Origin of the sequence: Neomesorhizobium albiziae (assembly GCF_900114255.1) — a bacterium.
GTDB lineage: Bacteria > Pseudomonadota > Alphaproteobacteria > Rhizobiales > Rhizobiaceae > Neomesorhizobium > Neomesorhizobium albiziae.
Map to the genome: position 1 here is coordinate 1 of NZ_FOSL01000059.1, position 11,438 is coordinate 11,438.

Here is an 11,438-nt window from a genome sequence, read left to right on the forward strand (position 1 = left end):
CGACATCGCCGCGAAGATGCGCCACCAGACACCTTTGTGGCTCCACCGGCTGAAACGGCGGAAGACGCTGTTCCAGTCTCCGAAGACATCGGGCAGATCGCGCCAGGGCGAGCCCGTGCGCACGATCCAAAGCACCGCTTCCACGAACATCCGGTTGTCGCGGCCCGACGAACCCCGCGTCCGTTCGTCACCGATGATGTGGACCGACATGCGCTCCCACTGGTCGTCGCGAAGTATCAGACGGTCGAGAACACCCATGGCTGCCTCCAAAAGACAGCCTTGAATCTGATTTGCTCAGCCTTGGGAATCCCAAGAGTCCACACCACCTAGCGTTTCAATCGTACCGTAGCGCATATGCCCGGAGTTCACGATGAGACAATCGATGCTGCCCAGAAAGCGGGTCCACTTGGGCGCGCACGGAAGGATCGGCTCGTATGGTATGGACGCCAGCGCACGCAGGATTTGGATCTCAGTACGTTAGCTGCAGCGTCCAGATCATCTTGGTTCCGCCCGCCGATTAACAAAGCGGCGCCTTCCGCGGCGAGACGTTTGGCGAGTGCCAAGCCAAGGCCTTTGCTGCCGCCCACTATAAGCGCTCGGCGGGGGAACTGCTCATCTGTTGCCTCGTAGGTTCTGGGATCTGGCCAGAGGTCACCTCGGGAATGCAGCACAACTATTCGGGTGTGAGCCGGAACGGTTCTCGTCTTTTGGCGCGTTATTCCTTCATGGGTGTTCTACGCATGGTACTTCGGTCGACCAAGCGGGATCACTGTGCTTTTCTCAATAACGGTCGGAGATCTTCTGCGTCAATGCGCCGACCTGTCCGTTGGCGATCCGCTTCGTATCGATTTGGGTCACAGGCATGATGCCGCCCGCCGTCGAGGTGACGAATACCTCGTCCGAGTCCGCAAGTGCGCCCGGCGAGATCGTACTCGCGGCAACGTCTATGCGCATCTCCTTGCACAGATCGAAAACCGTCTGCCGAGTAATCCCCGGCAGGACATTGGCTGCAGGGGTCTTCAACCGGGTGCCTTTAACTGTGAAAATATTGAAGCCAGGACCTTCCGCAATGTTGCCCTCCGTGTCGAGCAGTAGTGCGGTGTCGGCTCCCACGTCGTAGGCGTCGAACTGGCCCTTGACGAGGTCCAGCCAATGATAATTCTTTAGTGTCGGGTCGACGGAATACGACGGGATTCGCACCATGCGGCTAATCGCCAGATCGAGACCACGCTCCATCTGTTCTGCATTGGCGACCGAGCCATGTAGGCCAGACAGGGCAACGCATCTTTTCAGGATAAGCTCGACCTCCTTGCGGTCATAGGTAGCGACATGCGGCGTTTCGCGACCCCGCGAAAGAAACGGTCCAAGTGCAGGTCCAGGCGGAAAAATCGCCCGTCCCAGACGTGCACCGTGTCGTAGGTGGCGTCCGAGTGCAGGAACCCCCAGTCCAAGACCGAGATCTTGGCCTCGCACATGGGCAGATACTGGCCGTCCATGTAGGCGACGCCCTGCGGATAGCTAAGCGGGTCACGGTAGCGGTTCTCCACCCAGAGGCGCGGGGAGGTCATCGTCATCCTCTCTCTTCCCTGTCCTGAGTTCGGGGACTAGCCTGCCGTCCCTCACGGTGGAAGTCTTGCCCCGACGGTGCCGGCGGACGTCGTCCGCGACACGTTCCTGCAGACCAACTCGAGTTCGGTGTGCATGTGATGGACCCCGTAGTTGCGCAGGACACCGGCAACCCCTCCCGCGTAACCCTGCTGGTGCGTGCAGGTCCGCACTTCGTCTACCCAGCCGCAGGCACGGATGCCCGCTACCTCGTGTGCTTTAGGACGAAAATTAGGTGACAACGCACGACATACCCCACTACCCGTGGTAGCCGGAGAGTGGACGAGACGCGCATGGGTCACGACCAGCGCCTCCATATCGGTTTTGCCATAGTCGTGAGTACAAGCGCCCGGTGGCGTTCACACCCGAGATTGGAGAAGTCCGTCTCCGTCGTGTGAATTTTTCGGGATGGGGCAGACATCATTCATTCATCTGATCAGGACTATGTCCGGGTCCATGCCGACCGCGAAACGAGGCTCCCATCGAATTGAGTTTGGTGCACGCTTAGGTAGCCGGTCTACTGCAGTTTGGAAACAGACGCGAGCGTCAGTCGGCATAGGTCCACGACATCATAGATCGGCACCTCCGTGGACTTGCGGATCGCATCAGTGACCAAAGGAAAGGCGGTGCATTCGAACAACATCATACTGACATCGGGCACATCTCGCAGAAGCCGCGCGACGGCGCCTCGCACGTCCTCTTCGATCTCGGCGAAGGTGGTCGGGATGGGTGGGCGCACCATCTCGTTGCGCAATAGCGTTCCACCTTCAATGCCAGCGACAACCACACGGTCGCGCTCGGGTGAACCGTGCAAGCCCAACACGTCATCATCGCATTTGGTTGAATCCGCGGTCAGCACCGCTAGCTTAGACTGGGGGGGCAACTGCCTCAGTAGCATGGGTAGCATGAGCAGACTTGACATCACCACCGGCACGTCGACGGCAGCGGCGACAGCGGACTGGTGTCGAATGGCAAATCCACAGTTTGCTGTAATGGCTGTCGCCCCGCGCTCCACCAGCCGCTTGGCAGCAGCGATATAGGCCGGCTCGAGCGCCGGGTCGCCTGCGATCACCCTATCGGCCCAAGCCCCATCGACTGTTTCGAGGATCAGGGGAACCGAAAAGGTCGAAGGATTGGTCAACCCGCCAGGGAGAGGGGTTGATTTCATCGTTCCACGTTCAAGTTCCAGGATACCCAGTAGTGGCGTAGTCATGTCAGTCACCTTAATTGAGTTTGGCGAGGTTTCAGGGAGCGAGCCGAGCGGCCGGAGAGATGCAGGGGCGGTCCGAGCAGCCGCCCGGACCTCATCAGAGAACAAAGATGTCCCGCGGCGCTGAGGTTAGCACATCCACCCCCGTGTCGGTCACTCGGAAAGTCTCGCTGATGGTGTGGCCGAAGTCGTCCGCAACCCAGTTCCCGAGCATCATGTGGAAGGTCATGTTGGGCTCCAGCACCGTCATGTCGCCGTCCCTGAGGCTCGCCGTCGGTTCGAGCCAGCCGATTCCGTGAGCATAACCGCAACGGGTGTCCTTCTTTAGGCCTTGCTTGCCGATGGTCGAGTAGAATGCATTGGCCACGTCGCTACACGTTGCGCCAGGCTTGATTGCCTCGAGCGCGGCCTCAAGTCCGGAAACTTGGATGTCATGCATCTTCTGCAATCGGTCCGAAGGTTTTCCGATTGAATAGGTGCGCATGAGGCCCGACACATAGCCGTGGCGAACACCGCCGAGTTCGAGGTTGATTTGTGAGGCTTGGCGGAATTCGTCTTCCGCCCAAGGTATATGGCAGGTTCCGATGCGCGGAGAGGCACACATGAAAAAAGCGGCGAGTCTGGAGCCCGGCTTGCCATTTGCACCCCGGATGAGTGTGGCGATGATTTCGGCCGAGGCGTCCGCTTCTCGAACCCCCGGACGGATCACTTCGGCCGCCCGCAGCATGGCGGCATCGGAAATAGCCGCCGCCTCGCGCATGGCCTCGATCTCGCGATCAGATTTCACAAGGCGTAGCCACGTCACCATTCGTGTGATATCTGTGATCTTTGCCCCGAGAGCCTTGCGGAACTTGTCGGCAGAGAGCGACGACATAGCAGTTAGCTCGACCCCAACCGATGCCTTCGCCGCCCCGAGGTCGAGCATGCACTTGATGATCATGTCGAACCCATCCTGATTCGGGTTGCCGACCAGATCCTCGGAATAATGGATTACCCTATCCTGAGCCATGAAGCATTGGTGCAGACCGGCCGGAGCATCGCATTGGCGCAGGATAATCAGCGGCTCTTCTTCCGCCATGGTGATAATCACGCCCTGCGGGACATAGGCCGAGAGGCCGAGGTAGCCCGTCAGGTACGTAATGTTGTGCTCGTCGACGACGAAGATCATGTCGAGGCCGCGCCTCGACATCTCCTTCTTCACCCGGCCCAGCCGATTCAGATACTCGCTGCGCGGGAAGGGCTGGAACCCCTTGGGAACGGTCATTTGGCTACTCCTGTCGCGTATTCTTGAGAAAAGGGCATGGGGTCGCATGGGTAACCCCGGACGGTGTCAGCCTGCGCACGCGGGGCGGGGCCGATCCGATTTGCCAGAGGCCTCGCAGTGTCAGCCTGCGAGGAGCGTATTGACAAGATTGACCCAGTATCCAATGCCGTAGGGAAGTGCCTCGTCGTCGAAGTCGAATGACGGGTGATGCAATCCCGCAGTGGGACCATTGCCGATGAAGATGTAGGAGCCCGGCCGAACTTGGAGCATGTAAGCGAAGTCCTCAGCCCCCATGACCGGCGCGACGTTGGCATCGACCGATTCGCCGCCGACCAGCCGACGTGCCGCAGCTACGGCGGACCGGGTCTGTTCGGGGTGGTTGTAGGTAAGTGGCTCGAGGCGCCGATACGTGAATTCGATCGCGGCGCCCATAGCGCTGGCCACGCCGCGTGCGCATTGTTCGACTTGGCGTTCCGCAAAATCGCGGAGCGCCGGCGAGATGCTACGTACCGTGCCGCCCAGTTCTACCTGATTCGGAATGACGTTGTAGGTGCCGGTCGACCTAACCTTGGGAACCGAGACGACAAGAGATTCCGTAGGTTTTGTGTTTCGCGAGACGAGTGTTTGAAGCGTAACAATGATCTGGCTTGCAACCACAACCGGATCGATGGTCGCATCCGGTTGGGCGGCGTGACCGCCCTTGCCGATCACGACGATATCGAATTCGTCGAGCGCGGCCATGATAGTTCCTTCGCGGATTGCGAACCTACCGATGTCTAACCCTGGGCTGGTGTGCATCCCATAGACGCCTGTGATGTCATAGCGCTCCATGATGCCCTGCTGCACCATCCGTTCGGCACCCCGGCCCTCTTCTTCGGCCGGCTGAAAGATGAAGGCGACTGCCCCCCTGAAGTTGCGGTAACGTGCGATGTGGGTGGCCGCACCCAATAACATTGCAGTATGACCATCGTGGCCGCATGCATGCATGAGTCCGGGCTTCTTCGACGACCACGGCTTGTTGGACATCTCTTCGATCGGCAGGGCATCCATGTCTGCGCGCAACCCAACGGTTGGCCCGTCGCCCGCAGTGCCCCGCACCACAGCGATGACGCCCGTTTCGGCGATGCCGGTCTCGATCTCTTCGATACCAAACGAGGCCAACATTTTGGCGACGAAAGCGGCCGTTTCCGGAAGGTCATACCCGAGTTCGGGGTTCTGGTGGAGATATCTCCGCCAGTCTGCAGCCTCTTTATGTAGATAACTAAATTCTTGCACGCCGGACATTTCCGCTCGCCTCGCAAATATCAATGAATCAAAGGTTCCGCGTTCAATTACCGACTTCGCGGAATATCACCTGCCTCACAACAAATCTCATGCATCTGCAAGTAGCGGTCAAATTCAGTATGCATATGGGATCCATCTGGTTCTGAGCTACAATCGGCCCTTTGATCGTGGGGTTGTGTCAAGACCTGCGTCTCAATCCGCGCCAGGGTAATGGTCCTTTCCGAGATGATGTCCTCTACTGGTCCGGGTAGGCTGCCTCAACATACGCAACGGTCTTGCTGACTGGACCTGTGATCTGCCGCCGGGACCTAGATTGAGGTGACCTCGTTTGGTCGGACAAGCGGGGCCGTGCAGGGCTGGAGAACGACATCGGCGCTTTCACCGGCACTCCGGTGCCGCTTCCTCCGGCACCCAGGTTCTTTCGACATCTTCGGCCTCGCCCGACTTCGAGCGGCAGAGCGGCGAGTGGGCGCTGAATCTCCCGGATCGATCAAGCGGATGGAAAATAGCCTTCATGGCGGCCGCCTTTTCACCCTCCTCGATACTCCGCCTTCCTCAATCGATCTTCACCCAATGTCCGCCGTAGCCGCAGTCGGCACGTGCTTCGGCCGAGCCCGCCACCACATGAAGTAGATCGCAATTATCCAGAGTACCGGGAGCAGCATCAGCAACGACGAGACCGCGGCGATCGTTGGGTCAATCGCGTGGCGAATGTTCTCCCACATCTTCAGCGGCAAGGTTCGTATCGAGAAACCACTGACCAGAGACGTTATCACGACCTCATCGAACGAGTGGATGAATGCGAATACGGCGCCGCCCAAGATACCCGGCAAAATGAGTGGCAGCGTCACTCTCCTGAAGGTCGGTACAGGTCCGGCGCGCATGCTCTTCGCAGCCTGCTCCAGCCGCCGGTCAAAATTCGCCAGAGTCGCCGATACGATGACAACGACATAGCCGATTGCGCCGATGCTATGCGCCAACACAATACCCGATTTCGAGCCAATCAACCCCAAATTCACAAGTGCAAGAAATACCGCAATGCCGACGACAATAAGCGGTATGGTGATCGGTGTTAGGATTGCCATCGTCAAAACACTGCGCAAACCTGGAGAGGTGCGGCTGAGGCCCAACGCCGCTAAGGTACCAACGATCGTCGAAAGGATAGTGACCGCAATGCCGATCTGGATACTGGTCCAGGCCGCGCCGGTCCACGAGGCATCGCCGAAGAAGGAGCGGTACCACTGCAGCGAAAAGCCCGAAGGGGGGAATTCCAAGTAAGCGCCGGCGCTGAACGACATGATCATGACGATAGCGCCTGGAAACAGCAGAAAGGACATGACAAGCACGACAAACGCCGCTCCAATCTGCTTCGTCAAATAGATTTCGTCCCGCGCTTGAAAGAGTTCAGCCGTCCAGCGCTTCGCTCGATAGGGGGCGGCAAGCTCATTGAGATAGCGTGCCAGCGTTCCGAATGAAGGCACTCTACGCTGCCAGGACGTTCGCTCCTTTTTTGCTGCACGGTGATGCCTACTGGAGAGGTCAAGTCCGAGCATGAAGAGCAAGATGCCGGCGATCGCCAATAGGACGAACGCCGAAGTGGCGATGAGTTTTATATTGAAGGTGCTTTTGACCTGAGCCGCTATGAAGGTCGACAGCATCGCGTCTCCCAATCCGCCGAGGGCGGCCGGGGTGATGTAAAAACCGAGGCAAAGAATAAACACCAGCAGCACGCCGCTCCGCACGCCCGGCAGGCTGAGCGGGAAGAAAACCCGCCAGAAGGCGGCAAAGGGCCGCGCACCCATGCTGCGGGCTGCCGCCATCAGCGACTTGTCGATGCCCAGCATGACGCTGACCAGAGGCAAGATCATCAATGGCAGCATCACGTGCACCATTCCCACATAGACTGAGAAGCGGTTGTACAAGAGCTGGAGAGGGCTCGATATCAGCCCTATATCGAGCAGCAGCTTGTTCACTAGCCCATTGTCGCCGAGGATAACAATCCAAGCATATGTGCGCGCCAGCAGACTGGTCAGGTAGGGGATTAGGACAAGCACAAGGAGCACCATGCGTAGCCGCTTTGAGGCAGCCACGATCAGATAGGCTGTGGGATAGCCGATGATTACGCAGATGGCCGTTGCCACCACGCTTATTTCAACAGTCTGAACGAGCAAACGGATATTCGCTGCTTGACCAAAGAACGCATGATAGTTGGCGACCGACAAGGCCGGTGCGTTCAGGCTGGTTAGCAACAGCCGAAGGATCGGAATGCCGAAAACTATAAGCAGAATGCCAAAGGCTGGTACGGTGAGCCAGATGGGCATCTGGCCTAGTTTTCTGAACCTTGTCATCTGATTTGCCCTCAGCGCCTCACGCCCTGACGAAACGAAGGTCGGACCGCAACCACTCGAGCCGGACTTCGTCACCGGGCTGGAAGATCTTTTGCCCCGAGCCGACGTGCTGGCGCGTGATGAGCACGCCGCTTCCGACGCGCACATGATATTTCCGTAATGGCCCGGCATAGATCATGTCGACTACGGTTCCGGTGACAGCCTGGCGCTGTTGCGCATCGGCGCGCATGCGTGCGGCTTGATCGGCGATGCAAATTCGCTCCGGCCGGATCATAGCTACCGTGCCGGCCGGCAGCTCGTTATCAGACTCCACCTTGAAATCGGCATCGTCAAGAATATTGGCCTCGCCCAGAAAATTCGCCACGAAGCGCGTTGCTGGCCGGTCGTAGAGTGCTTCCGGCGTGTCAGTTTGCTCGATCCGCCCGTCGCGCATGACGACGATGCGATCGGACAGCGTGAGCGCTTCCTCCTGATCGTGGGTAACACATATTGTAGTCTTGCCAAATTCCTTGTGAAGACTCTTGATCTCGCCCTGCATCTGCTCGCGAAGATTGCGATCGAGGGCCCCGAGCGGCTCGTCGAGCAGGAGGATCGGTGGATCGGCGATGAGCGCGCGGGCAAGCGCCACGCGTTGCTGCTGCCCGCCGCTTAGTTGCGACGGCATGCGCTGGCGAAAGTCAGACAGATGGACGCGTTCCAGCATTCTCTCGACACGTTTCGACCGCTCATGTGCCTTTACACCGCGCATCTCCAGAGGAAATTCCAGGTTCCGGCTGACGGTTAGGTGCGGGAACAGCGCATAGTTCTGGAAGACGATACCTTGGTCGCGCCGATAGGACGGGACCGCTGCAACGGACTTGCCCGCAATGAGAATTTCGCCCTCGCTAGGCGATGCAAACCCGGCAAGCAGCATCAGCGCTGTTGTTTTGCCTGAACCGCTTGGACCGAGGATGGTCAGGAACTCGCCGCGACGGACTGTCAGCGAAAAATCTTTGACTGCAGCGACCTCTCCATACCTTTTCGTGACGTTGCGGAATTCGATCTCCGCGGAAGTGAGCCGTTCTTCCAATGTTTCACCTTCGGCAAGAGGAGCGGGGAGAGGAATTTTGACAAGCAAGATTAGGATCTCCCCAGTGCGACCGTGACGTAATGTGAAATGCCCGCCATCGTATGTGCAAACAGGATTGTTGCACCTTGCAACCTTAAAGAATACTGAGGCGGCGCGCTGTCGACGTCGTGGCGCCGCCTCATGAAATCGGCTTCTACTGAAGAATCCAGTCGTTCCACCGTTGTATGAGGCGCTCGGTGTTCGACAGGCCGTCCGCCCCGACTTCAGCGTACCACTTCGCGTTAATGAAAATACTGTTGGCAATGTTGTCGGGGTGGGTGGGGAACCTGCGCCCCAAATCCTCTGGAATGGATTCATAAGCTCTTAGGTTAGTCGGGGCGGAGGGAAAGAGCTTAGCGAAGGCTGCCTGCCTGTCGGCGCGGGTAGCGAATTCAACGAATCTCTGCGCGTTTTGCACCTTGGGTCCGCCCTTCGGAATTGCCCAGAGATCCCAGGTGACCTTTGATTGGTTCCAATTGATCTCAAGCGGCACTCCTTGATCGATCAACAGATTTGTCCGGCCGTCATAGGCCTGATACAGGGCTGCCAACTTGTCATGCATCATCTGCTGTATCTCGGAACCGACCGACCACCACTTGCGGACGTGGGGCTTTATCTTGTCCAAACTTGCGAAAACCCGGTCGATGTCCATTGGGTAGAGGGCGTCAGGAGCTACGCCGTCCGCTAGGAGAGCTTCCTCCCAGGGACCCTGAGAGCCGTATTGGCCGTCTACGAGCGTTCGAACCCCCGGATACTTTTCAACATCCCAGAATTCGGACCAGGAAGCCGGCCGCGGTTTTTCAGCCGGATAAGTTTCGGTATTGTACACCATTACGTACGCATAGGCAGTCTGGCCAACGCCGTACGGTGCCTTTGCAAACTCCAAGGCGCCGTCCAACTCTTCCTTATTGTGCAGGGAATAATCGATCTCCTCAAGGAGGCCTTGCGCGGCAGACACAGTCGCGGTGGGATAGTTCAAGGCAATCACATCGACGGAAACACTGTTGCTGTTTACCATCAGTTGAAGCTGCGTGAGGGTGACTTCGTCGGCGATTGGGATGACCTTGATCCCTGTTTCAGCTTCGAATGGCTTTACATAAGCATCGATGGCCGCCTTTGCGTAGTCACCACCGTAAACCAAGACACGCAAGTCGTTCGACGATTGTGCAGAGGTGCGGCCACCAGACAGCGCGCTCGCTACGATAGCCGACGATGTCGTTTGCAAGAAGCGCCTGCGATTCACTGCACAGGTAAAGTTCATGACGATTTCCCCTTATTGTTTAGCGCAGCGAGATACCACGGTTGATTGACACCCCCTTCAGCTGAACTTTGTGCCTGAGCGGCGTTGAGGTCAAATGCAGTCTCGGTATAAACGTCATCTGGATTCGAGATGAGGTAGGCTCAACCCAGTCCCGACTCTTGGTTCTCCGGCGTGTAGCGCCTTCTCGGGGCGGTGAGCGATCAGTCTTAAGTGCGCTCTTACGAGCGAACTTAGGAGCCGTTGATGGACCAGGTTACACCGGGCCGGAACGACGGCGGCGGTGGCGACGATGAGCGGCCCAGATTCTGCAGGAGGCGTTTTCGCCCGGAGCAGGCGTGACGCATGTGTGGCGCGGCAGCATGACGTTTCAACGGCGCTGATCTACATGGCGTCGCAAGTTATGCCAACCGGCGACCGAACCGGGCTTTGCTGAGGCGTTGGTTGTCGATGAAGACGGTAGCCTGCCCGGGGATCACCGGCCCGCTATTGTCATGGAACTGGCAGAGGAAGCCGGGTGAGCATCTTTGCCGTTGCACCGCCTGCGCTGGCCACGGCGGTGTTGAAGGCGCACGGTGGTCCCGCCGGGCGCGCGGGTGTGGCTATCGATGGGTCACACCGACATGAGGAAGGGCATGCAGGGCTTGGCGTTGCTGATGCAGGAACACCTGAAGCGCGATCCTCACTTATGTGTCGGGCGAGATTATGTGGCGGAGCTGCGCAGGTGCCCGCCAGGCCTGCCAAGTCTGGAATCCTCCGCCACATAATAATCAGATGGAGTTCAGCAGCTGCAGAACGGCGTCGTTTGGTCGCACGCCGAGATGGCCAGCGACTCCCGCTTTGTCGAGTCCTTTGCGCATCATCTCGACATCCGCGGCGGCATAGCGATGTGTCGTGGCGACCTGTGCGTGCCCGAGCCAGGCTTGGATCGTCAAAGGTCCACACCGGACTGGAGGACCTTCATGGCCAGGGAGTGACGCCTATATCGATCAAGACATAGGCGTCACTATCTACCCCGCCCGACTATATCGGGTAGCTAGAGTTCTGCCCACGATTCCAAGGGTTTATGCGATAACATGTAGAGATAGTTTGTAGCCCTTCCGGCAATCCAGCCTGGAAAGGGAGCAAACAATGAAGTGTTTCATCAATGATGATTTGGCGTTGTCGCGGCCACCAGAGGGCCCGGTGGCGAGTTACATTGTTCCGTTTGCCGAATGGCTCGGCGATCGAGGCTACGGTCTTGTTTCCATGAGGAACCAGGTGCTGATGGCGGCAGGCTTCAGCAAATGGCTCGGGCACAAGGGGATTGAGCTAAGCGACATAGGTGGAGATCATCCTGGGCGTTATTTGCTAGACCGAGC

General features: G+C 58.3%; 10 protein-coding genes and 2 pseudogenes. 2 read left to right on the forward strand and 10 right to left on the reverse strand.

Features of this window, described 5'->3' with window-relative positions:
* From F3H98_RS30125 to F3H98_RS30165, 9 genes and pseudogenes are all read right to left on the reverse strand, one after another.
* A partial coding sequence (locus tag F3H98_RS30125) for a transposase (protein ID WP_149761697.1) occupies positions 1–258 on the reverse strand: 258 nt, incomplete at its 3' end.
* A gap of 107 nt (positions 259–365) precedes the next feature.
* Complete coding sequence (locus F3H98_RS30130) at positions 366–671, reverse strand: SDR family NAD(P)-dependent oxidoreductase (protein ID WP_342211649.1); 306 nt, start codon at positions 669–671, stop codon at positions 366–368.
* Positions 672–780: 109 nt separating this feature from the next.
* Positions 781–1,496: pseudogene (locus tag F3H98_RS32740) on the reverse strand (aminotransferase class IV).
* A gap of 626 nt (positions 1,497–2,122) precedes the next feature.
* A complete protein-coding gene (locus tag F3H98_RS30140) occupies positions 2,123–2,818 on the reverse strand; it encodes an aspartate/glutamate racemase family protein (RefSeq protein ID WP_244622010.1) in 696 nt (231 codons plus the stop codon).
* A 94-nt stretch (positions 2,819–2,912) separates the two neighbouring features.
* Positions 2,913–4,079 (reverse strand): M24 family metallopeptidase, encoded by a 1,167-nt coding sequence (locus F3H98_RS30145; RefSeq protein ID WP_149764614.1) that lies wholly within the window; start codon positions 4,077–4,079, stop codon positions 2,913–2,915.
* A gap of 120 nt (positions 4,080–4,199) precedes the next feature.
* Positions 4,200–5,363 (reverse strand): M20 aminoacylase family protein, encoded by a 1,164-nt coding sequence (locus F3H98_RS30150; protein WP_149764616.1) that lies wholly within the window; start codon positions 5,361–5,363, stop codon positions 4,200–4,202.
* Positions 5,364–5,929: 566 nt separating this feature from the next.
* Entirely contained in the window at positions 5,930–7,684 is a 1,755-nt protein-coding gene (locus F3H98_RS30155; protein ID WP_342211652.1) for an ABC transporter permease subunit, read from the reverse strand.
* 46 nt (positions 7,685–7,730) lie between these two features.
* Positions 7,731–8,816, reverse strand: a complete 1,086-nt coding sequence (locus F3H98_RS30160) for an ABC transporter ATP-binding protein (protein WP_149764626.1) — start codon at positions 8,814–8,816, stop codon at positions 7,731–7,733.
* A 157-nt stretch (positions 8,817–8,973) separates the two neighbouring features.
* Positions 8,974–10,080: an ABC transporter substrate-binding protein gene (locus F3H98_RS30165; protein WP_149764620.1), complete on the reverse strand. Its 1,107-nt coding sequence runs from the start codon at positions 10,078–10,080 to the stop codon at positions 8,974–8,976.
* 593 nt (positions 10,081–10,673) lie between these two features.
* Between F3H98_RS30165 and tnpB the strand changes: the two genes are divergently transcribed.
* Positions 10,674–10,844 carry an IS66 family insertion sequence element accessory protein TnpB gene (gene tnpB, locus F3H98_RS30170; protein ID WP_280178042.1) on the forward strand — a complete coding sequence of 57 codons (171 nt, stop codon included), beginning with the start codon at positions 10,674–10,676 and terminating at the stop codon, positions 10,842–10,844.
* Positions 10,845–10,847: 3 nt separating this feature from the next.
* On the opposite strand, the gene F3H98_RS30175 is transcribed toward tnpB, so the two are convergent.
* The gene (locus F3H98_RS30175) at positions 10,848–11,012 is read right to left on the reverse strand and encodes a hypothetical protein (RefSeq protein WP_244622011.1); all 165 of its coding nucleotides are present in this window, start codon (positions 11,010–11,012) and stop codon (positions 10,848–10,850) included.
* 196 nt (positions 11,013–11,208) lie between these two features.
* Between F3H98_RS30175 and F3H98_RS30180 the strand changes: the two are divergent.
* A pseudogene (locus F3H98_RS30180) lies at positions 11,209–11,438 on the forward strand (site-specific integrase); the annotation flags it as partial.

Excerpts from the sequence above, each read along its gene's own strand:
- F3H98_RS30145 (WP_149764614.1), bottom strand. The coding sequence starts at position 4,079 with ATGACCGTTCCCAAGGGGTTCCAGCCCTTCCCGCGCAGCGAGTATCTG.
- F3H98_RS30165 (WP_149764620.1), bottom strand. The coding sequence starts at position 10,080 with ATGAACTTTACCTGTGCAGTGAATCGCAGGCGCTTCTTGCAAACGACA.
- F3H98_RS30150 (WP_149764616.1), bottom strand. The coding sequence starts at position 5,363 with ATGTCCGGCGTGCAAGAATTTAGTTATCTACATAAAGAGGCTGCAGAC.
- F3H98_RS30155 (WP_342211652.1), bottom strand. The coding sequence starts at position 7,684 with ATGCCCATCTGGCTCACCGTACCAGCCTTTGGCATTCTGCTTATAGTT.
- F3H98_RS30140 (WP_244622010.1), bottom strand. The coding sequence starts at position 2,818 with ATGACTACGCCACTACTGGGTATCCTGGAACTTGAACGTGGAACGATG.